Here is a 22575-nt window from a genome sequence, read left to right on the forward strand (position 1 = left end):
CGATGACAGGGATTCAGAAGCTCTATCTGCTCGTACCTCTTGCCCCGCTGTTCGGGGCAATTGTGGCGGGTCTGTTCGGCAAGGCCATTGGGCGTGCAGGTGCCCACACCGTGACAATTCTCGGTGTTGCTGTTGCATTTGTTGCGTCGATCTTCATCTACCAGGATGTTGCCGCGGGGAACGTGTTCAACGGGACTCTCTACACTTGGGCGACCTCTGGAGCCCTGAAGCTTGAAGTTGGCTTCCTTGTGGATTCGCTCACTGTGATGATGATGCTCGTCGTCACCTTTGTGTCGCTCATGGTGCACATCTACACCATTGGTTACATGTCCGAGGATCCCGGCTACCAGCGATTCTTCAGCTACATCTCGCTGTTCACCTTCTCGATGCTTATGCTGGTCATGTCTAACAACTTCCTTCAGCTGTTCTTCGGCTGGGAAGCAGTTGGCCTGGTTTCGTATCTGCTTATCGGTTTCTGGTACACGAGGCCGACTGCGATTTTCGCAAACATGAAGGCGTTTCTTGTCAATCGTGTTGGCGACTTCGGTTTCCTGCTCGGTATTGGTCTCGTTGCCGCTTACGCGGGAACGCTGAACTACGCCGAGGTTTTTGCCAAGAGCCCCGAGCTTGTCTCGATGGTCGTCCCGGAAACGGGCTGGCCGCTGATCACTGCCATCTGTATCGGTCTGTTCATTGGTGCAATGGGCAAGTCGGCCCAGGTTCCTCTGCACGTTTGGCTGCCGGATTCGATGGAGGGTCCGACCCCGATCTCTGCACTCATCCATGCGGCAACGATGGTGACCGCTGGCATCTTCATGGTTGCCCGGATGTCCCCGCTGTTCGAGCTCTCCGAGACCGCACTGTCGTTTGTTTTGGTGATTGGCGCGACGACTGCGCTGTTCATGGGCTTCCTTGGGATCGTTCAGAACGACATCAAGCGCGTCGTCGCTTACTCGACGCTCTCTCAGCTTGGCTACATGACGGTTGCTCTCGGTGTTTCGGCGTATTCGGCGGCAGTTTTCCATCTGATGACCCACGCATTCTTCAAGGCGCTGCTGTTCCTCGGTGCCGGTTCCGTGATCATCGGGATGCACCATGATCAGGACATGCGGAACATGGGTGGTCTGTGGAAGTACATGCCTATCACCTGGTTCACGTCTCTAGTCGGTTCGCTTGCGCTGATTGGTTTCCCGTTTCTGTCGGGCTTCTATTCCAAGGACACGATTATTGAAGCTGTGGCGCTGTCTCACATCCCTGGGGCTGGCTACGCATACTTCTGTGTGATCGCGGGTGTCTTCGTAACCGCGTTCTACTCGTTCCGGATGTATTTCCTGGTCTTTCACGGCGAGGAGCGGTTCGGGCACCCCCATGATCATGCTGAGCACGCGGCCGATGAACATCATGCCGACGCACACGATGAGCATGATGCCGGTGGTGACGATCACCACCACGGCCTTGCTCCGGGCCAGAAGCCGCATGAGTCCCCGTGGGTTGTGACCTTGCCGCTGGTGCTGCTGGCGATCCCGTCGATGCTGATCGGTTTCGTTACGATCGAGCCGATGTTGTTCGGTGGTTTCTTCAAGGGTGTGATCCACTTTGCAGAGCATCACCACGCTATGGCTGAGCTCGGTGAGGAGTTCCATGGGGCCGTTGGTATGGCGCTGCATGGTTTCACTTCGCTGCCGTTCTTCCTCGCGATGAGTGGAGTTGTTGTTGCCTTCGTCTTCTACATGGTTGCGCCTTCAATTCCGGCTGCAATCATGAAGACCTTCAAGCCGATTCATACGCTGCTCGAGAACAAGTACTACTTCGATAAGTTCAATGAAGTTGTTTTCGCAGGTGGCGCTCGTCTCCTCGGTAAGGGGCTCTGGAAGATTGGCGATCAGACGCTGATTGACGGAATGGTGGTAAACGGTTCGGCCAAGGCTGTTGGTCTTATCGCTCAGCTTTCGCGGTTGTTCCAGAGCGGGCATATCTACCAGTACGCGTTTTCGATGATCATCGGGGTGTTTGTGTTGCTGACCTTCTGGTTCAGCCGCGGTTGATCAGAGCCAGTCGTGGTAATGCGTAACTAAGAGATTTAGGACTTTTGCGCTGCAATTGAGTGCTTAGAACGGACAGTTGAGATGACGGGTAATCCTATTCCATTCCTTAGCCTTGCGATCTGGGTCCCGATCGTTGGTGGGTTGCTGACACTTGCGACGGGTTCTGATCGTAATGCCTCGGCCGCGAGGTTCTTGGCGTTGCTTTCTGCCTTGGCAGGTCTGGCGGTAAGCATTCCGCTGTACACGTCGTTTGATGTTACGACCAGCGCCATGCAGTTCGTGGAGTCCTACCCATGGATTCCTCGCTTCAACATTAACTACGTTCTAGGGGTGGATGGCATTTCCGTGCTGTTCGTTCTGCTGAACAGTTTCATCACTGTGATTGTTGTTGTGGCTGGCTGGGAAGTGATTCAGGAGAAGGTCGCGCAGTACATGGCCGGTTTCCTGATCATGTCTGGTTTGATCAACGGGATCTTCAGCGCTCTTGATGGTGTGCTGTTTTACGTCTTCTTCGAGGCATCCCTGATTCCGCTGTTCATCATCATCGGCGTATGGGGCGGACCGAATCGTGTTTACGCCGCGATCAAGTTCTTCCTCTACACGCTTGCCGGCTCGTTGTTGATGCTGGTCGCTCTGCTGTACCTCTTCATGGAGTCGGGTGGTAGCTTCAGTATCCTCGACTGGCACCAACTGAAGCTGGGTATGGATGTTCAGTCCTTGGTGTTCTGGGCATTCCTCGTCTCGTTTGCGGTCAAGGTCCCGATGTTCCCGGTGCATACTTGGCTGCCGGATGCTCACGTTGAAGCCCCGACCGGCGGTTCGATCGTTCTGGCGGCGATCGGCCTCAAGCTGGGTGCATACGGTTTCCTTCGGTTTTCCCTGCCGATTGCGCCGGATGCCAGCCATGCCTTTGCGCCGATGATGATCACGCTGTCGCTGATTGCGGTGATCTACATCGGGTTCGTCGCGCTGGTTCAGACGGACATGAAGAAGCTGGTTGCTTATTCTTCGATCTCGCACATGGGCTTCGTGACGCTGGGCTTCTTCATCTTCAATCCGCTTGGTGTTGAGGGTGCGCTGGTTCAGATGATTTCCCACGGGTTTGTGTCGGGCGCCATGTTTGCGTGTATCGGTGTGCTGTATGACCGGATGCACTCTCGCCAGATCGCGGATTACGGCGGCGTTGTGAATGTGATGCCGAAATTCGCTGCGCTGTTCATGCTGTTTGCGATGGCTAACTCCGGCTTGCCCGCGACATCCGGTTTTGTCGGCGAGTTCATGGTTGCGCTTGGCGCGGTGCAGTTCAACTTCTGGGTGGGCTTTGCTGCTGCGACGACCCTGATCGTCGGTGCCGCTTACACCCTCTGGATGTACAAGCGCGTGGTGTTCGGTGCGATCGGCAATCATCATGTGGCCGAGCTTACCGACATCAACAATCGAGAGTTTGTGTTCCTTCTCGTCTTAGCTGTTTGCGTCCTCGTGATGGGTATCTATCCCTTCCCCGTCACGGAAGTTATGCATGCGTCGGTCAATGATCTGCTCAAGCACGTTGCTACCAGCAAGCTTTGATCCAAATCGCGAAAGATCCCTTAGGACTGTGGCGTTGATATGAACTTTGTGATTCCCGATTTCTATCCAGCAGCAGCAGAGTTGTTTGTTGTTGCGATGTCGTTTGTTGTTCTCATGGCGGGAACCTTCGCCAAGGACTCCAAGGGCTTGGCGTACTATTTGACGCAGCTGACGCTTATCGGGGCGGGCGCCATTACTCTGTTTTCGATGGACGGTCAGGTTGGATTCACGTTCAGCAACATGTACGTGGACGACTTGATGGGCGATTTCCTCAAGCTGATGCTGTATTTCGCCGTGGCGGTCGTCCTGCTGTACTCCCGTGGGTACATGATCGATCGTCGCATGGAGACGACCGAGTATTACGTCCTGGCGATCTACGCGACCCTCGGCATGATGGTCATGATCGCGGCCAACCACTTCCTGACGCTTTATCTCGGTCTGGAGCTGTTGTCCCTGTCCCTGTATGCGATGGTCGCCCTTCAGCGTGACTCCGCTCGGGCGACTGAAGCAGCGATGAAGTATTTCGTCCTGGGTGCGCTGGCTTCCGGTCTGCTGCTTTACGGCATTTCGATGCTTTACGGTGCCACTGGTACGTTGGAAATTTCCGGTGTTGCACAGGCTGTCTATCATCAGGCGGCCAACAAGAACGTCCTGATGTTCGGTCTGGTGTTTGTCGTGGCTGGTCTTGCGTTCAAGCTGGGTGTCGTTCCGTTCCACATGTGGATCCCGGACGTCTATCACGGCGCGCCCACTTCGGTGACGCTCATGATCGCCTCGGCGCCCAAGCTGGCTGCGTTCGGCATGGCGATGCGCCTGCTGGTGAATGGCCTGTTCGAGCTTGCTGATCAATGGCAGTCGATGCTGATGTTCCTGGGCGTGCTGTCGATCGTTCTGGGTAACCTCGCCGCCATCGCGCAGACGAACATCAAGCGCATGCTCGGTTACTCGGGTATCTCGCACATGGGCTTCATGCTGCTCGGCCTGATGTCCGGCGTGGTGGGTGGTGATCGGCATTTCGCACTGAACGCCTACAGCTCGTCGATGTTCTATGTCGTTTCGTATGTGCTGATGACCCTGGGTGCCTTCGGTGTCCTGATCCTGCTGTCCCGTGCCGGGTTTGAAGCGGAGAACATCGACGACTTCAAGGGGCTGAACAAGCGGAATTCCTGGTTCGCCGGGGTGATGGCGATGGTCATGTTCTCGATGGCCGGTATCCCGTTCTTCATTGGCTTCTTTGCCAAGTTCTCCGTGCTTCAGGCTGTGGTTGCAGCCCGTTACTACTGGGTTGCCGTGCTTGCGGTGGTGATGTCCCTCATCGGCGCGTTCTACTACCTCCGTGTGGTCAAGGTGATGTTCTTCGACGAACCGGCCGACGCGACCCCGATCAATGCCCCGGCTGACATGCGCGTGCTGCTGTCGATGAATGGCGTTGCCGTTGCGGTGCTCGGGCTCGTGCCGCAGGCGCTGATGTCGCTCTGCGCGTACTCGCTGCTTGGCTCGCTGTAATCTTCGACGTTCGAGATTATCTTGTTCTACGCTGTTTTCTCGGTGCTGGTTGGGCTGGTGAATGCGATCTTCGTCAGTGATCGCTTCTTTGGCCTAGTCAGGCTGGGAGGTGGGGGCAAGGGAGTCGGGGGCCGTTTGCTTGAGTTGGCGGTCATCGCAACTGCGCTGATGTTCGGGTTGCGCCTGCTTGAGGCCAGTTCACATGGCTCGGCGTACAGTCAGGGATGGGAGTTTTACGCAATTACAGGCTGCGTAATGCTGGTGGCAGTATTTCCGGGCTTCGTGTATCGCTATCTCTGGAAACGAAGTGCGGCTTGATCGTTTCACAACAACACCCGGGAACCTCCCGGGTTTTGTTTTCAGGCAGCCGGGTTATCGATTTGGGTCAAGTTTCGCCGCTGGAACCCGTTGAGAATCTGGCTAGTGGTGGTTCAACCCGGGCCTAGATGCCTCCTGTTAGAATTGAACGAATGTTGTCCGGTTCGTCAGTTCTGGCGAGTTGTCCTGAGTTTCATTCAACAAAGTCCGTAATCGCTCATGATTCAAAAAGCTGAAAATTTTGTGATTGTTGGGAGAACAAGCGACGGCAGGACTTTTCGGCCGAGTGATTGGGCGGACCGGCTGTGCGGGATCATGTCGGTTTTCGGTTCGGATAACCGGATGACTTATTCGCCTTATGTGCGGCCGGCCTGTAATCTGAGGGGTGACAAGACGGTTCTCGTCGATGCGAAGATTCACGACATCGAGCCACTCGCGTATAACTTCCTGCGCAATTTTGCGAAGGACAATGATCTGCAGGTTGAAACGCTGCCAGACAGCTATTTTGATTGATGGGTTTTCCGCCACGCGCTGTCGATGGGGCTTGTGAGGCTGGAATCAGAAAGGTAGTGCGATGTTCGCACTACCTTTTTTATTTTCAGAGCAGGATCTCGACGACATCGGGATGGCTGAGGAAACCGCGCGGGCTAGCGCTTGCTCCGTAGGCACCGGACTGGAAGATCACGACGAGGTTGTCACGATCACATTCCGGGAGGGGCATCTTCTCGGCGAGGAGGTCCAGCGGCGTGCAAAGGGGGCCAACGACGGATACCGGCTCGGAAAGCGCTTGATCCATGCAATCACCAATCGTCACCGGGTAGTTTTTCCGGATGACCTGGCCGAAGTTTCCGGAGGCCGACAGGTGGTGATGCAGGCCGCCATCGGTCACGAGGAAGCAGTGATTGCGTGAAATCTTCTTGTCGAGAACCCGGCAGACGTAAATGCCAGCCTCGCCGACGAGGTAGCGCCCGAGTTCGATGACGATCTGTGCTTCTGGGAGCCTGGTTTTCGCGTCGGCCTGAATCTCTGCAAGATTCGCGGCGATCCCGGTGAGGTCGAGTCGGCGTTCGCCCGGGAAATAGGGAATGCCGAAGCCGCCGCCGAGGTTGAGGAATTTCACGGGCGTCTGCGCGTGCTCGGCGAGCTTCAGCGCCAGTTCGTAGCTCTTGCGCTGGGCCTCAATGATCGCCTCCGCGCGGAGGTTTTGCGAACCGGCGAAGAGGTGGAAGCCTTCGAAGCTTAGACCCGCGCCATGGATTTCGGCGAGCGCTTGAGGCACCTGTTCGGCGTCGATGCCGAATTGCTTGGGGCCGCCGCCCATCTTCATCCCGGAGCTCTTCAGCTCGAAATCCGGATTGACCCGTACCGCCACGCGCACCTGCCAGCCGGTGGCTTGCCGGATTGCACCGAGCTCGCTGATTTCGCGGAACGATTCGATGTTGATCAGGATGCCGGCAGCGACCGCCTGGCGGAGCTCCTCATGGCGCTTTCCCGGGCCGGCGAAGCTGATTTCGTGGGGATCTGCGCCGCTGTCGAGGGCGACCTTCAGTTCGTTGGCGGACGCCACGTCGATGCCATCCACCAGCCTTGCCATGTGGTCGACGAGGGCGGGCATGGGGTTGGCCTTCATCGCGTAATGGATCTTGATGCTGGCCGGCAGTGCGGCCCGCAGTGCGGCGACACGCTGGGTCAGCAGCTCGCGGTCGTAGGCGTAGAAGGGCGTCTGGCCAACCCGGGCAGCGAGGCGGCGAAGGGGGATGTTGCCGATGATGAGTTCGCCGTCCTTGGACCGGAACTGATCCATCGGGGCGTGGGTCGGCTTTTCGCGGGGGGTGTCGCTCATGACGTCGTCGGGCTGCGTTGCAGGAATTCGTTGGAGAGGGATTTCCGGTCGATCTTGCCGTTCGGATTGCGGGGCAGGGGGCCGCTGCGGGCTTCGATGGTGGCGGGCACCATGTAGGCGGGCATCCGCTGTCGGCATTCGGCCTGGAGCGCTTCAATTTCCAGCGGGCCGTCCTTGCCGGTGGCGATCACGCAGATGGCTTCGCCGAGGCTGGGATGGGGGGCACCGAAGGCGATGCATTCGCCGACCAGGCCGGTGGCGTAGAGGATCTCTTCGACCTCGGTGGGGCTGACCCGGTAGCCCGAGGTTTTCATCATCTCGTCGCGGCGGCCGATGAAGTAGAGGTAACCCTCTTCGTCGCGCCGGACGGTGTCGCCGGAGAACACGGCGATTTCGGGGAGCACGAAGCCCGGCTGGCGCCCTGGGGCGGTGGCGGGGAGCGGCTTGAAGCGTTCGGCGGTCTTTTCGGGATCGTTCCAGTAGCCCATCGCGACGAGGGCGCCGCGCTGGACGAGTTCGCCGGGCTCGTTGGGGCCGCATTCGCTGCCGTCTTCGCGCAGCACCATGACTTCGGCCCCCGGAATGGCCTTGCCGATGGAATCCGGGCGGAGGTCGGCCTGCTCGGGCGGCAGGTAGGTGGCGCGGAAGGCTTCGGTGAGACCGTACATCAGGAAGGGCCTGGTCTTCGGCAGGTGGGCGCGCAGGGCCTTGAGGGTTTCCAGGGGCATCCGCCCGCCGGTGTTGGCGAAGTAGCGCAGATGCTCGGTGATGTCCTCGGGCCACTGGAGCTGGGCCAGCTGGATGTAGAGCGGCGGAACGGCGGTGAGGCCGGTGACGCGCTCCTTGACGACGGCCTTCAGCACGTCCTGGGGGAAGAGGTAATTGAGCAGCACCACGCGGGCGCCGCTGTGGAAGGCGGTGGTGAGCTGCGAGAAGCCGGCGTCGAAGGAGAGCGGCAGGGCGGCGAGCAGGGTGTCGTCGGCGTTGTTGCCCAGATAGCTGGCGACGCTCTTCGCGCCGGCGACCATGTTGCGGTGCGAAAGCACGACGCCCTTGGGCTTGCCGGTGCTGCCGGAGGTGTAGAGGATGGACAGCAGGTCGGTATCGATGACCCGATGGCCTCCGCTGGCGCTGGCGATCAGCTCGGCCCAGTCGGTGATGCGCTGGGCGGGGAGGTCGATCGGCTTGGCCAGCGGCTTGGTGAGGACGATGTGGCGCAGGTCGTGGCAGTGGGCCAGGGCTTCGGCGATGAAGGGCAGGCGTTCGGGGGATGTGACCAGCACCCGCGCGTTGCAGTCGCGCAGGATGTGGGCGATCTGCTCGGGCTTCAGGATCGGATTGACCGGGACGAAGGCGCCGCCGGCCCGGGCTGCACCAAAGCACGCGACGACGGTCTCGAAGCGCTTGTCGAGAAACACGCCGACGCGCTCGCCCCGGTCAAGCCCGAGGCGGACGAGGCCACCGGCAAACCGGCCCACCTGTTCGTCCAGGCCTGCGTAGCTGAGGGTCGATGTGCCGGCGGTGAGGGCCGGGCTGTCTGGGGCACGTTCGGCGGATGCCGTGATGAGTTCGTGCAGAAGCGAGGTGTTGGGCATCGATCTTGAAGCGGTTATGGGGTCTGGCCAGCCGGAATCGTGCGCCAGCCCGGTGAATGCACTGTTTTTGACAGCCGCGGAGGGGTGGCGCACGACGTAGATCACGGTTCAGAATGCGACCTTGTCGCTTATAATGATAAAGGCTTGTGCTTGCAAGGTCGCAAGGCGCGGTATCAGGTTTTGCGGTGGGTTTTTCGGACTGGAGTGACTTTTGGATACGAAGAAGGAAGTGCTGTCGATTCTCGACGAGGTTCTGAGCCTGGGCGGCGCTGCGGCTCAGTTTGATCTCGACACGCCTCTGCTGGGTGCGCTGCCGGATCTGGATTCGATGGCGGTGGTCGGCCTGATCAACTTCATCGAAGAGCATTTCGGTTTTGTGATCGAGGATGACGAAATCGATGGTTCCACCTTCGCTTCCGTGGGCTCTCTGGTCGAGTTCGTGGATGGAAAGCTGGCAGCCCAGGCCTGATCTGCCGGGCTCCGCGTCGAAGACGCCCTGAACCAAAAAACGCCGGGTCAAGCCCGGCGTTTTGCTTTTGGGGCCGCGCAGCGCACGCCGCACGGATTGGCCCGGATCAGTTGCTGACGCTCTGGCGAAGGCGCTTGAGCTCCGGCACGCACGAGCCGCAGTTGGTGCCGCACTTGGTGCGAGCCTGAAGGCCGTCGAGGGATTCGCCGGCCCGGAAGGCGGCGAGGATGTCATCTTCGGCCACGTCAAAGCAGTTGCAGATCACCTTGCCCCGGGCTGCCTGGCCGGCAGGCGGCTGGGTGAGCGGGGCGAGCAGCCACTGGCGCACGGCAGCGGCGGAGTGCCCCTGCACCATCATGTCGGCGAGCCAGTCGGCGGCCTTGGTCTCGCCGGCGAGGCGCACCGCGGTGAGTGAATCGCCTTCGACGAGGGCGCGCTTGGCCACGTCCTTGCGGCTGTCCTGGTACGAGAGCACGCGGGTCGGGTCGTCGAGGGCGATTTCCCGGTCGAGGGCCTCGATGAGTTCGGGCGCGAGCTCTTCTCCGCGGGCCTTGAGCATGACCACCGGCGAGTTGCGGCCGGCGAGGGTGAGGCTGGCGTAGGGGAAGTGCGGCAGCCACTGGCGCAGGCGGTCCATCACCGCCAGCGGGTTGGGCTGCAGATTGCCGTCTGCGTCGGCCTCGCTGCGGCGCATGAGCACCAGCGACTTGCCGGCGGTGTATTTCTCTACCTGCACGGCGGCGTGCTTGAGCTCGGGCTGCTTTGAGGTGGGATCGAAGTCGGAGGGCATCAGCACGTTCACGCCCTGGCCGCCCATGGTGTTGCCGCCCCAGTGCATCGGCACGAAGCATTGCCCTGGGCGCACGGTGGCCGATTGCTGGATCTTCAGCACCACCTCGCCACGCCGGCTCTTCACCTTGACCAGATCGCCATCGGCCAGCCGGCGGCGTTCCATGTCGTCCTGGTGCATGTGCAGCAGCGGTTCGGATTCGTGGCTGTAGAGGCGGGCGACGAGGCCGGTGCGGCTCATGCCGTGCCACTGGTCGCGCAGGCGGCCGGTGTTGAGGTGGAGCGGGTAGTGGGCCGATGGGGATTCGGCGGTGATGCGGTGTTCGGTGGCCACGAAGCGGGCGCGGCCAGTCGGCGTGGGATACACGCCGTCTTCGTAGAGCCTCACCTTGCCGGCACTGGCGCCTTCCGGGAAGGGCCATTGCTGGGGGCCGGCCTGCTCGAGCATCGTGTAGCTCATGCCGGTGATGTCGAGGTCGCGGCCGCGGGTGGATTCCCGGTGTTCGTTCCAGATTTCTTCAGGGCTGGCGTAGGAGAACATGCGCTCGGCGAGCGCCCCCTTGCCCAGGCGAGTGCCCAGACGCCGGGCGAAATCCACCACGATCGCCCAATCGTGGCGTGCTTCACCCGGCGCGGACACGGCGGCTCGGACGCGCGTGATGGCGCGTTCCGAGTTGGTGACGGTGCCGTCCTTCTCGCCCCAGGTGGTGGCGGGCAGGAGGAGATCGGCGTAGGTGCAGGTTTCGGTGTGGCCGAAGGCTTCCTGCACGATGACGAATTCGGCGGTCTTCAGGGCGTCGTGGATCAAAGCCTGGTCTGGCATCGACTGGGCCGGGTTGGTGCAGGCGATCCACACGGCCTTCACTTCGCCCGATTTGAGCGCCTTGAAGAGCTCGACGGCGCTCTTGCCCGGCGTGGCGGGCACGCTGTCCACGCCCCACAGGGCGGCGACTTCGGCCCGGTGAGCGGGGTTGGCCATGTCGCGGTGGGCCGAGAGCAGGTTGGCGAGGCCGCCGACCTCGCGCCCACCCATGGCGTTGGGCTGGCCGGTGAGGGAGAACGGCCCGGCGCCCGGACGGCCGATCTGGCCGGTGGCCAGGTGCAGGTTGATGAGCGCCGAGTTGTTGTGGGTGCCGAAGGAGAACTGGTTGAGCCCCTGGCAGTACATGGACATCGTCGCCTTCGAGGTGGCGAAAATCTGCGCGGCCTGCTCGATGGCGTTCTTGTCGAGCCCGCAGATCGACGCGGCCATGGCGGGCGTGTATTCGCGGACGATCTTCTTCAGGGCGTCGAAGCCTTCGGTGTGGGCGTCGATGTAGTCGCGGTTCACCCAGCCTTCCCACAGCATCACGTGGAGCATCGCGTTGTAGAGGGCGATGTCGGTGCCGGGGATGAGGGGCAGGTGCAGGTCGGCCGCTTCGGCGGTGTCGGTGCGGCGGGGGTCGATCACCACCAGCTTCATGTCCGGGTTGGCCTTGCGTGCATCCTCGACACGCCGGAAGGCGATCGGGTGGGCGAAGGCGGTGTTGCTGCCGGAAATGAACAGCGCCTCGGTGTGGCGGATGTCTTCGTAGCTGCAGGGCGGCGCGTCGGCGCCCAGGCTCAGCTTGTAGCCGGCCACGGCGCTGGACATGCACAGGCGCGAATTGGTGTCGAGGTTGTTGCTGCCGATGAGGCCCTTCATCAGCTTGTTGAAGACGTAGTAGTCCTCGGTGAGCAACTGGCCGGCGCCGTAGATCGCCACGGCGTCGGGGCCGTGCTCGGCGATGATCGCGGCGAATTTATCGGCGGCGGTGTCGAGGGCGTCGTCCCAGCTCACGCGGGTGCGGGCGTCGGTGCGGCGGGCGCGCAGCTCGGGGTGGAGGGCGCGGGCGGCGAGGGTTTCGGGGGAGGCCGAAAGATGCAGGGTCGAGCCCTTGGTGCACAGCCGGCCGAAGTTGGCCGGGTGGTCCGGGTCGCCCCGGACGCCGGTGATGCGGCCGGCTTCGTGTTCGATGACAACACCGCAGCCGACGCCGCAGTAACAGCAGGTGGATTTCGTTTCGGCCATGAATGCTCCTTTGATGCATGTCACAAGCAAACCATGTGCCATGCCTCGGAGCCTTGTTTTCCGCCCATCCTGGCGGATTCTGGCACCAGGATGGGGAATCGGTGAGCCAGACCGGTGCGTCGCTCAGTTTTCCTTCTTCTTGCCTGCACCAGCTTTGGGCGTGCCGGCTGCTGCTTTCTTCGATCTGGACTTTGCTGCCACCGGCGCTGTGCTGGATCGTGAGGTGGCAGGTGCTGCGACGGCTCGATTGGGGGTGTGGAGGATGTCGATCAGCGTGTCGAGCAGCTGGGCGCGATCGGCGTCGCCCGGAGTGCCGCGGCACCTGAGCAGCGCGCCGAGGATGCGGATCTGGGCGGTGACGGATTCGAGCTCCCGGGGCGTGACGGTGACGTCCTTCATCGCGTCGCGATAGTGGTCCGCCAGCATATCGGCGGTGCCTTCCCCCGTGTGCAGCCAGCAGGCAAGCTGAGCATCGGCCGACATGACGGCATCGAAGAAGTCGAAGGTGCGTTCGAAGCGCGCGTGGGCGGCGCCCTGGCAGGCCCGGGATGCGGTCTCGTAGTCGGTCCGGGTGTCGAGCAGGGCGTCCAGTTGCAGTCGGTTGAGATAGTTGTAGGGGTTCCAGTCGGGCGATCCGTCAGGGCTGCCCTCGCAGTGGGCGTAAGCGTCGCGGGCTTCGGCCAGCAGCGGCGCGACCGCTTCCTTCCAGGGCTTGCCGCTGCGGACGAGGACGATGGCCTTGCGTTTGAGCGCGCTGCCGAGGATCGCCAGCCGTTCGGGGTTGCCGCTTGCGCTGCCGGCAGCTGTGGCGTCCGGGCGCTCGGTTGACAGGGCGATGAGGAAGCGCAGGCGGGTCAGGGCGCTGTCGGCCAGTGCCTGGGCGGCGTCCAGGTTTGCCGGATCGGCGCTGAGGCGTTCGGCTTGCCGGGCCTCCAGGTTGGCGAGTTGTTCGATGGCCGAGAGGGGCACGAGGCCGCGGGATGAATCGTCGCTGATGGCCCGCAGCCAGGCCTTGCGGGCTTCGTCGAAGCCATCGCGACCGAACTCGGCATGGAGGCGGGCGAGGGATTGCTGCACTTCCGGCAGGTTGATCCAGCGCTCGGGCACATGGCGCAGGCGGGTCTTGATGCGCTGGGCGATCTGCTTGAAGCCGCCGTCCTTGCCGGCGGACTGGAGCATCTGGCTGGCGTCGGGCAGGCGGGATTCGATGCGCCGCTGCTCGATCCAGTCGATGAGCTCGTTGGGCGCGCGCATGGGGGCGTCGTCGCTGGCAGGGTTGCGCCGGACCTTGAGCTGGAAGGCCGGGTCGCCGTAGGCCTGGTAGGCGCCCCAGGTGTTGTGGTCGGGGAAGGCTTCGAAGGTGGTCGCGCGGGCCACGGTGATGGCCTCGCCGAAGCTGGCGTTGCGCTGGGTCATCTGCTCGAAGAAGGTTTCGATGAAGGTGCGGGCCGCCCCGTCGTGCACCTCCCAGCCGGCGGCCACCACGCAGCGCACGCCCATGTCGATGAGCTCCCGGGCGAGGCTGGCGGCGAGCCGGCTGCTGCCGGTGCCGATCTTGCCCAGGTGGCAGCAGTTGAGGAAGACGAGATCCGGTACGTTTTCCATCTGGCCGATCTCGGCGGCGGTGAGGAGCAGGCCGTTGGAGAGCACCACGCCGCTGCGGCAGGTGCCGTCCGCCGCCCGCTTGCCGTGGATGCCGTGGGCCGAGACCATCAGCAGGCGGTAGGGCCTGGCGTAGAGGCGGGTGAAGACGTCGGCGGCCTGGGCGTCGGGCGGGACGAAGGTCACTTCGTAGCCGACCTCGGAGAGCACCCGCGTGACGGTGTTGCCTTCGGCCGCGGCGCCGGGCAGGGCGTCGAGGCAGTCGGGCTCGGGCTGGCCGTCGGCGCCGATGCGCGGCTTCCAGCCGGGGCCGCCAAACTGGGCGTGGAAGCCCTCGGTGGAGGGCTCGGCGATCACGCAGGCGGAGAGGCTGTCGGTGCGCACCACCTGACGGCGGAAGTGGCTGGTCATGAACTGGCGCACCACGCGGGTGTGCAGCACCATCGGCCGGCCGTCCACCTCCAGCATTTCCCAGGGCAGGTTGGCGGTGGTCTCATCGACCATCAGCAGCAGGTTGTTGGCCTGGCGGGCGGCGGCCTTGAAATCCAGCGGTACCAGAAGCTGGAACAGCGTGGTGCCGAAGCCGGAATCCTTGGCGTAGAGGGTGGGGCTGCGGCTCTTCAGGCGGTCGTCGCAGAGCTTTTCGACGAGGCCCGGCTGGCGGATCTGGACGATGCTCTCGGCGCGGGCCTTGTCGCCCATGTAGATGAACTTGAGCCGGCTGGCGTAGCGGATCGTCGGGGCGCTTTCGAGCCAGAAGGGCGTCGGCAGGCTGCCGTCGCTCACCTTGTCGGCGCAGCCGTAGATGCGCAGGAGCTGGCGCAGGTTTTCGGGCGGGATGGGGGGCTGGAAGCGCGGCGTGGTGGCGTCGGCCGGAAAGTCGGTGTCCTCGCGGTCGGCGTCGCACACCACGAGGCGCGGCCAGTAATCCGAGAAGGGCGATACGCTGAGGCGCTGGCGAACCCCTTCGCCGATGAACAGCTCGTCGGCGGTTTCGAGCTGGAAGTTCATCTGCTTGAGCTCGCTCGCGAGGGTCGAGCCCAGCTGGCTGACCGCGTGGGCGGCGGAGATCGCGCTGTCGTGGAAGACCTCGATGAACTGCAGCTCGGACACCAGCGCGCGGCGGGCGTTGGTGTTTTGGGCCGAACCGCCTTCGCCGGTGGCGAAATCCCGGTTGGCCATCAGCACGCCCAGCGCCACGGCCTTCACCGATTCGGCCACGTCGAGCTGCAGGGCCGAATTGGTGCCGATGAGCAGCGAGGCGAGCTTGAGGTGGAGGGTGTCGCCGTCGGGGTTGTCGGCGACGCTGCCGGCCTGCTCCTCGCCGTAGCGGTCGGCGGCGTGGAGGAGGTAGCGCAGCACGCCGCCGCGCACGGCTTCGCTGACGCCGTCGGCGGTGAGCTTGCCCATCTCGCCCAGGCCCACCACCACCGCGCCGCGGCCGGTGTGGCGCTGGCGCTCGGCCAGGTTGCGGGGCATCAGCACGATGGAGGCGTTGCCGATTTCGCCGGTGTGGATGCCCAGGCGCTGGCGCTGGCTGAGGGCGCCACGGACGAGGTAGCGGTCGATCACCCCTTCGGCGGCGGCGATCGGGTCGCCCCGGTAGTGGCCGCAGAGCACCGGGATATGCACGAAGCGCAGGTCCATCGCGGTGACCGAGACCTTGAGGTTGCGGTTGCGGCTGCGCGGCGCCACCGGGCGCAGACGGCCGCCCAGCAGGCGGGCGGTGGCTTCGGGTTGGGACGGGAAGCCCGCCGGCGGGCCGGCCCGGTATTCGCGCACCACGGCGGCGTCGCCCCCGCGGCTCACCGGCAGGGGGCCGAGCTTGCGCGGGGCGCCCCGCTCGAGGAGGGTCTCGATCTCGTCGAAATAGGCTTCGGTGCTGGTGAGCCCCATGTGGTCGACGGGCATGAGCCACTTGCGGTCGTTGGGCAGGCCCGGCAGGTGGCCCGACGCCCAGGTGACCGAGCCGTCACCCTCGGGCGTGCCGCGCAGCACGATGCTGCCGCCGCCCTGCTGCTCGACGATCCCGCAGGGGGTGTTGTCGCTCTGGCCGAAGACGTAGGCGATCCGCTCGGGGGCCTTGGCCACCCAGCTGGTGTCGGCGACGGCGTTCCAGAAATCGGCCGCCTGCTGGAGCACCTTGGCCGAAGGCCTGCCGCCCAGCTTGCGACCAAACCAGAAATCGTTGTTGTTGGCAGCGAGGGCTTCCCAGGTTTCCGGGCGGTAGTAATCGCGCACGACGGTGTTGCCGGTGTCGAGGAAGCCCGGCGCCGGCAGCAGATGCACCGCGCCGGGAAAACCCGCGACGATGTCGAGGATCTGCTGCATCTTGTGGCGGAAGTCCATCCGCGCCAGCAGGCGGATGGTGTCGGACTGGCCGAGCAGCGTGTCGACGAACAGGTGCGAACCGTGGTGGGGTGTGCCGAGCATCACCAGCCGGCCCTCGGGTCGCGCGACGATGGCGTCCCACAGGGCCGGCTTGTGGGCGATGGCGGCGCGCACCACCAGGCCGCCCATGCTGTGGGCGAGGATGCGTACCGGGGTGTCGGGGTGCTTGTCGAGGAGATCGCTCAGCCGGCCGGCCAGTTGCTCGCCGAGCCTGGCGATGGGCTGGCGCCAGTCGTAGTCGAAGAGTTCGATCTGATGGGTCTTGCCGAGCTGCTTGACGAGCTTGCCGTAGGCCATGCCCACCAGCCCGGCTTCGGCCACCCGGGCCTTGCTGTCGATGGCGATGCGGCTGAGGGCGCCGCGGGCGAGGCCGAGGGGATCGAGCCAGACGCGGTTGCCGTCGGCGTCGAGGTTGCTGCCCATGATGCCCGGCAGGAAGACGAGGATGGGCGCACGGGTGTCGCCGCGGGATTTTGGGGCCGCCGGGGGCGCCACCCGGTCGTCGCGATCGATTTCCGGTTGGGCGCGGGTGGCCCATTCGGGCAATTCGGTGGGTTGGTCGGCGGTCAGCCAGCGGTGCACGGCGGAAGGCAGCGGGCGGCCGTCGGCGGTGGCGGTGTCGTCGCGGAAGTAGCGGAAGTGATTGACGTTTTCGCCCTGGACGAAGATCGCCCGGGCCTGTGCCTGGTAGGCCAGGCCGCCGTACATCGAGGCGGTGTCCACCACCAGGTCGTTGTTGGCCTTATCGAAGAACATCCAGTCGGTGAACATCGTGCCGAGGCGCTTGGCGAGGCCGCCGCCCTCGATGTCGCCGGCGATGATGGCCATGCGGGTGTCGGGGCGATGGGGGACGGACGCCAGCAGCATGCCCATGGCGGCGTCGGGGAGCATGGCTTCGATGCCGGGCAGGAGCCGCGGGTCGAGGCGCCGGTTGGCGATCTCGATGACGATGCGGGTGAGCACCGCGACGCCCTTGTCGGTGGCGGCCTTCGCCTTGGCCCCGGCGATGGGGCCGGAGGCGGCGCCGACGGCCGCGCCGGCCGCCCAGCCCCCCGCCTTGCGGATGAGGTTGAGGAGACCTGACAAAAAGACTTCCAGATTGTCGGTGAGCAGCGCCGTGCCCCGGGCCGGGCAGGCGACGCGCACGTAGCGGCCGATCTGGAAGCGCTTGGCACGCAGCAGCTGGATGAGTTCGCCGAGCTTGCCCTGCTCCTGCTCGATGAAGCGCTCCAGGTCGGCCTTGGCCGTGGGGTCGAGGCTGTCGTCCTGGCGAGGCGCCGGGCGGTAGTCGCGGATCAGGGCGTTGAGGGTCTCGGCGTTGTCGGGGCTGGCGTCGATGCACAGCAGATCGCCGACGAGCCCGCCGCGGGAGTGGGTGACGATGCTGAACTTTGCATTGACCGGCAGCACCCGGGCCAGGGCCAGGGCGTTGTCGATGGGGCTCTCGGAGAAGGTGTGGTGTTCGAAGCCGAACAGCCCGCCTTCAAACTTGCCCACCAGCTTCTGCCAGCTCTGGCTGCCGGGTAGCTGTCCGAAGCCGCCCAGGGTGTGGGAGCCGGTGCCATGGATGAAGATCAGGCCGGGCTGCTCCGTGAGCGCCAGGACGGCCGGGGCCTTGTCCGCCAGCGGGGTTTCGGCGTCGATGGCGCCGCCGTCCCACGTATAGAGGCCGGGGGCCTTGCGGCCGCGAACTTCGATGGCCCACACGATGGCCTTGGCCCCGGCATAGGTGCCGCCGGCGACGACGAGGTCTTCGACCACCGTGCCGGTGAGATCCGCGAGCCTGGCGTGGGCGGCCTTGGTGATCGCGTCCTCTTGTACGACGAGGGCGGAGAGCCGGCGCCACACCCATTCGCCGATGCCCCGGCTCCGGGCGTCCCGGGGGCGCAGGGCGGTGAGGTCGAGGGTGTTGTCGTCGCCGCGCAGTTCGGGGCGGGTGACGGCCAGGTTGGCGAGGCGTTCGGCCAGCGTGTCGGCGCGGATGAAGACCGTGGTGCCGTCGTCGGCCTCGAGGGCCAGCAGGCGGGTATCGGGCGGTACGTCCACCTGGCGGCTGTCGTCGCCCCGGGAGCGGGGGCCGATCTCCCAGCTCTCCGCCACGAGCACCGTGGACAGCAGCGGGTCGAGGGGTTCGCCGCTGTCGCCCCGGCTGCCCGCCTGGGCAAGGGCTGCGAGGCGTGCCGGCTTGCGGCTGGCGTCGGTTTCGGGGGCAGCAACGAGGCGCAGGGTGGGCAGGGCCGGGGTATTCACAACGGGACTCCAGATCGGGGGCCGATTGGCAAACCGGCCCGCGAACGGCGGGCCGGGGTTGGGTGGCGGCGACGTGAGGCTGGGCTCAGGAAAAGACCTTCCAGGCCTTGGCGGTGCGGCTGCCAAACAGTTGCGGGTTCTGGGGCAGCTGGTTGGTGGGCAGGTAGGTGGGGCTGATGGCCTTGAACCAGTTCGCGTAGCTGGCGGTGGCCGGCAGGGCGGCCAGGGCCTTGAGGGCGTAGTAGGTGAAGGCGCCGTTGGGGCGGCCCTTGAAGCTGGTGTCCCAGCTGAACTGGGTGTCGGTGCAGCCGGCCATCAGCAGGTCGCCGCCGCTGCGCGACAGGCCGCTGAGGCTGGGCAGGCTGAGGGCGCGGCCGGCGGGGGGCAGGTCCTCGGGTTTCATCCAGACGCTGGGCGGCAGGAAGCGGGCGCGGGGCATGCCGGGGTCGAGGTCGCTGTCGTCACCGCGGGTGACACTGCCGGAGTGGCAGCTGTCGGAGATCAGCAGCACGCGCACGCCGGGGGCGTGGTTGCCGAAGATCACGGCGATCTCGTCGTCGAGCAGCACCTTGCCCGAGCCGATGTCCCACGGGCACAGGGCTTCGTCGCGGCCGTCGGGTTCATCGCCGTTCTTGTCGGGCACCCAGGTGCCGTGGCCGGAGTAGGTGATGACCACCGTGTCGCCCTTGGCGGCGCCGGAGATGAGGCTGCTCATCGCGCTGACCATGGCGGCCTTGGTGGCCTGGGCGTCGATCAGCGTGGTGACGGTAAAGCCACGGCCGGTGAGGGTGGCGGCCCAGTCTCTGGCGTCATTGACGCAGCCGTTGAGGTCGTTCTGGGTGCCGGGATAATCATTGATGCCGATGCACAGTGCCTTCTTGGTCATGGTCGATCTCCTTCCGGGGAAGGGGCCGTCCGCGCGGGAGCGGCCCGGGAAATGACAAACGCTCTGAGCTCAGTTAAGCAGAGCTGCATGAAAGATCAATGGCTATCCGATGAAGGGTTGACGTAGGGACAGAAAAATCTGCGCGGGGCTACACGCGGGGTACGGCGGCGAGGGCCTGCAAGGCGCTGACCTGGTCGAGAACGGGCTGTGGAACGGGGATCTCACCGGCCAGCATGGCCTGGATCAGGGCCGCGTTGGCGGAGACTTCCGGGTTGTCGGGCAGGCCCTCGACGGGGGGCGCGCCCCCTTCCTCGGCCGGGAAGGCGATGCTAGCGACGCCGTTGGCAAAGGCTTCGAGCTGGGGCCGGCGGCGGGGGTTGGCGAAGGCCTCGCCCTCGGTGCCGCGCAGCAGCATGCCGGTGCCGCCCTGGGCCACAAGGTGGGCATGCATCCGTTCGAGGTATTCGGGGTGGGTCACCGAGACCACCCGCACGCTGTGGCCCGGGGCCGGGTCGAGGAGTTTGGCGAGGGTGTGGGCGCTGTTGCGTACGCCCAAGCGCACCCGCGTGGCGAGGATCGGTTCGAGCCCCGGTGCGAGCACGTCGAGGGGCAGGCAGGCCAGGCGGCGCTCCGCAAGCTGGGTTTCGGCCTCGGAAATGCTGGCGGCGGGCTGGATGCCGAGGGCGTCGAGGAGCGCGAAGGGGCTCACCCGGCTTTCAAAGTCGTGACGGCCCTGGATCAGCACCGGCACGCCGGCGCGGGCCAGCAGCAGGGCCACCAGCGGCATCAGGTTGGCCTGGCGGCGGGCGCCGTTGTACGTGGGCAGCACCACCAGCCGCGGCCCGGCTGGCACGGCGACGCGGGCGGTGCGGGCGTCGAGGGCGCGCTGGAAACCGAGCAGTTCGTCCTGGGATTCGGCCTTGATGCGCATCGACAGGATGATGGCGCCCAGCTCCAGATCGGGCACGCGGCCGTCCATCATGTCGCCGAAGAGGGATTCGGCCTGTTCGGTGGTGAGGGGCTTGGAGCCTTTCGGCCCGCGGCCGATCTCCTTGATGAAGGGGGCGTAGGACATGGCGGGAATCAGGTGCAGTGGGATGATCCTCCGAGTGTAGCGGAAGGCCCGGGCGAGGGGACGCGCGTAAGGCTTACTTTCCGTCACCCTTTCCATTGCGCTGGCGGGGAGCTATCTTGCCTTGAGGCCGCCGCGTGATGCCGGGCGGTTTCCAATCCCCAGAAATCACCGCCGGAAGGAGCAGGCCCATGCCACCCGTTGCTGCCATAACCCAGATCGGGACGACTTATCTTGATGTGAATGGCCTCGTTTATCCGCTGATGGCCTGCGTGCTGCCGGACATCAGCTGGGAGGTGATTCCGCTCCCCGCTCAGGGCGGCGGACACCGGCTCGGACAGCCGCGCTTCGGGCAGCTGACGGTGCGCTTCACGCCGCCGTCGATGGCGCCGCTGGCGGGCTGGCTGGAAGGGCTGACGAGCGGTCGGGTCGATCCGGTCGATCTGGGCGTGCTGCACACCGACGGGAACGGCAAGGTGCGCCACCATCTCGTCCTGAAGGGCTGCATCCTCACCGAGCTGCGCCTTCCCGAGTGCTCGGCGGCGGGCAAGGAGATCTACGCGATCGAGGCGGTGTTCGAACCGGAGCGCGTGGAGGCCGGGCCGCTTGGCGGGGCGGTGAAGTCGGCCGCACCGGGACGCGCCAAGAAGTGGTTGGCGTCGAACTTCGTGGTGACGGTGCCGGGCTTGCCGAGCGGGCGGATCAGCCGGATCGGCGCGGTCACGCTCTCGCGCAGCCTGGTGCGGGAGGACGACCGGTTTGGCGGGCGGCTGCTGGTGGGCGCCCTGGGCTTCTCGCCGCTGGCCCTGACCGTGACCGGGCCGGATTGCGCCCAGTGGCGCGACGCGGTGCTGAAGCTGACCGCCAGCGGGGCACACGGCGATCCGGTGGCGATCGGCGTGGAGCTGCGCGACACGGCCCTCAAGACGGTGCTGGCTGACCTGAGCTTCCAGACCATCGGCCTGTCGGGTTTCAGTTTCGATCCGAGCGGCGGCGGCAGCGGCGCCGTGACGGCGATCGCCCGATTCGAGCTGGAGACGCTGAAATTCCAGGTGAACTGATGGTCAGGCCGGCGGCCTGCCGGTTTCCCTACTTCCCTTGCCCGGGGCGGGCCGCTAACCTCTCGCTTTTTTTGAGCGCGGGAGCAGGGCATGAAAATCGGGTTCGTCGGTCTGGGCATCATGGGGCGTCCGATGGCGCTCAACATTCTGAAGGGCGGGTTCGATCTGACCGTCTGGGCGCGCCGGGCCGAATCCATGGCCCCGCTGCTGGAAGCCGGCGCGAAGGGCGCGGCCAGCCCGGCGGATGTTGCCGCGAACTGTGACATCGTGGTGTCGATGGTCTCAGACGCGCCGGACGTGGAGGCGGTGGCCCTGGGCGCAGGTGGCGTGGCCGAGGGCGCCAAGCCGGGCCTGATCTACATCGACATGAGCACCATCGCGCCGGCGGCGGCCCAGTCGATCGCCGCGCGGCTCGCCGAAAAGGGCGTGACCATGCTCGACGCGCCGGTGTCGGGTGGCGAGGTGGGCGCGATCAACGCCGGGCTCACCATCATGGTGGGCGGCGAGGAGGCCGCCTTCGAGAAGGCCAAGGCGGTGCTCGCCTGCATGGGCAAGTCGGTCAATCTGATTGGTGGCTCGGGTGCCGGCCAGGTGACCAAGGCGTGCAACCAGATCCTCACCGGCGTGACGGTGATGGCGGTGGCCGAGGCCTTCAACTTCGCCCGCAAGAGCGGCGTGGATGCGGGCAAGGTGCGCGAGGCGCTGCTGGGCGGCTTTGCCTACAGCCGCATCCTCGAGAACCACGGCCAGCGCATGCTCGACCGCAACTTCAAGCCGGGCTTCAAGGCCTGGATGCACCAGAAGGACATGAACATCGTGGTGCAGGAGGCGCATCGCCTGGGCCTGATGCTGCCCACCAGCGCGGCCACGGCGCAGCTCTTCAACGCAATGGTCGGCAGCGGCCTGGGCGAGGAGGATTCCATCGCCGCGCTGAAGCTGCTCGAAGGCCTGTCGGGGGGCTGAGATGCGCGTCGGTTTTGTGGGGCTGGGCGTGATGGGCCTGCCGATGGCGGGCCACCTGCTGAGGGCCGGGCACGACGTGGCGGTGTGGGCGCGACGCCCGGAGGCCGCGGCGGAGATCGCCGCCGCCGGTGCCGCGGTGTGCGACACGCCGGCGGCGCTTGCCGCC

At 64.9% G+C, this 22575-nt stretch carries 15 protein-coding genes; 9 read left to right on the plus strand and 6 right to left on the minus strand.

Features of this window, described 5'->3' with window-relative positions:
* The first annotated feature begins 2 nt into the window (after positions 1-2).
* The 5 genes from nuoL to QQK25_RS07125 all read left to right on the plus strand — a co-directional run bounded on the left by nuoL (position 3) and on the right by QQK25_RS07125 (position 5951).
* Complete coding sequence (gene nuoL / locus QQK25_RS07105; RefSeq protein WP_284187308.1) at positions 3-2045, plus strand: NADH-quinone oxidoreductase subunit L; 2043 nt, start codon at positions 3-5, stop codon at positions 2043-2045.
* 81 nt (positions 2046-2126) lie between these two features.
* Positions 2127-3614, plus strand: coding sequence for an NADH-quinone oxidoreductase subunit M (locus tag QQK25_RS07110; protein WP_284187309.1), 1488 nt, complete (start codon positions 2127-2129; stop codon positions 3612-3614).
* Positions 3615-3653: 39 nt separating this feature from the next.
* On the plus strand, positions 3654-5120 hold the full coding sequence (nuoN, locus tag QQK25_RS07115) for an NADH-quinone oxidoreductase subunit NuoN (protein WP_153160315.1): 1467 nt from the start codon (positions 3654-3656) through the stop codon (positions 5118-5120).
* Positions 5121-5141: 21 nt separating this feature from the next.
* Entirely contained in the window at positions 5142-5438 is a 297-nt protein-coding gene (locus QQK25_RS07120; RefSeq protein WP_284187310.1) for a DUF2818 family protein, read from the plus strand.
* A 219-nt stretch (positions 5439-5657) separates the two neighbouring features.
* Entirely contained in the window at positions 5658-5951 is a 294-nt protein-coding gene (locus QQK25_RS07125; protein ID WP_153160313.1) for a DUF3579 domain-containing protein, read from the plus strand.
* Between the two features lie 85 nt (positions 5952-6036).
* On the opposite strand, the gene QQK25_RS07130 is transcribed toward QQK25_RS07125, so the two are convergent.
* Positions 6037-7281, minus strand: coding sequence for a pyridoxal-dependent decarboxylase, exosortase A system-associated (locus QQK25_RS07130; RefSeq protein WP_284187311.1), 1245 nt, complete (start codon positions 7279-7281; stop codon positions 6037-6039).
* Positions 7278-8876 (minus strand): acyl-CoA ligase (AMP-forming), exosortase A system-associated, encoded by a 1599-nt coding sequence (locus QQK25_RS07135; protein WP_284187312.1) that lies wholly within the window; start codon positions 8874-8876, stop codon positions 7278-7280. Before QQK25_RS07135 ends, QQK25_RS07130 begins: the two co-directional genes overlap by 4 nt.
* Positions 8877-9087: 211 nt before the next feature.
* On the opposite strand from QQK25_RS07135, the gene QQK25_RS07140 reads away from it, so the two are divergent.
* On the plus strand, positions 9088-9345 hold the full coding sequence (locus QQK25_RS07140) for an acyl carrier protein (RefSeq protein WP_153160311.1): 258 nt from the start codon (positions 9088-9090) through the stop codon (positions 9343-9345).
* A gap of 106 nt (positions 9346-9451) precedes the next feature.
* Here QQK25_RS07140 and QQK25_RS07145 read toward each other — a convergent pair whose 3' ends face one another.
* The 4 genes from QQK25_RS07145 to ybiB form a co-directional block, all read right to left on the minus strand.
* The gene (locus QQK25_RS07145; protein WP_284187313.1) at positions 9452-12184 is read right to left on the minus strand and encodes a nitrate reductase; all 2733 of its coding nucleotides are present in this window, start codon (positions 12182-12184) and stop codon (positions 9452-9454) included.
* 123 nt (positions 12185-12307) lie between these two features.
* Positions 12308-18427 (minus strand): CHAT domain-containing protein, encoded by a 6120-nt coding sequence (locus QQK25_RS07150; RefSeq protein ID WP_284187314.1) that lies wholly within the window; start codon positions 18425-18427, stop codon positions 12308-12310.
* 85 nt (positions 18428-18512) lie between these two features.
* A complete protein-coding gene (locus tag QQK25_RS07155) occupies positions 18513-19313 on the minus strand; it encodes a caspase family protein (RefSeq protein ID WP_284187315.1) in 801 nt (266 codons plus the stop codon).
* A gap of 148 nt (positions 19314-19461) precedes the next feature.
* Positions 19462-20388 carry a DNA-binding protein YbiB gene (ybiB, locus tag QQK25_RS07160; protein ID WP_284187316.1) on the minus strand — a complete coding sequence of 309 codons (927 nt, stop codon included), beginning with the start codon at positions 20386-20388 and terminating at the stop codon, positions 19462-19464.
* Between the two features lie 188 nt (positions 20389-20576).
* Here ybiB and QQK25_RS07165 point away from each other — a divergent pair, with 188 nt between their 5' ends.
* The 3 genes from QQK25_RS07165 to QQK25_RS07175 all read left to right on the plus strand — a co-directional run.
* Entirely contained in the window at positions 20577-21446 is an 870-nt protein-coding gene (locus QQK25_RS07165) for a hypothetical protein (RefSeq protein ID WP_284187317.1), read from the plus strand.
* Between the two features lie 90 nt (positions 21447-21536).
* Positions 21537-22409 (plus strand): NAD(P)-dependent oxidoreductase, encoded by an 873-nt coding sequence (locus QQK25_RS07170; protein WP_284187318.1) that lies wholly within the window; start codon positions 21537-21539, stop codon positions 22407-22409.
* Position 22410: 1 nt separating this feature from the next.
* The coding region (locus QQK25_RS07175) for an NAD(P)-binding domain-containing protein (protein WP_284187322.1) at positions 22411-22575 on the plus strand (165 nt) is incomplete at its 3' end.

The sequence above is a fragment of the Zoogloea oryzae genome, from assembly GCF_030161255.1.
Classification (GTDB): domain Bacteria; phylum Pseudomonadota; class Gammaproteobacteria; order Burkholderiales; family Rhodocyclaceae; genus Zoogloea; species Zoogloea oryzae.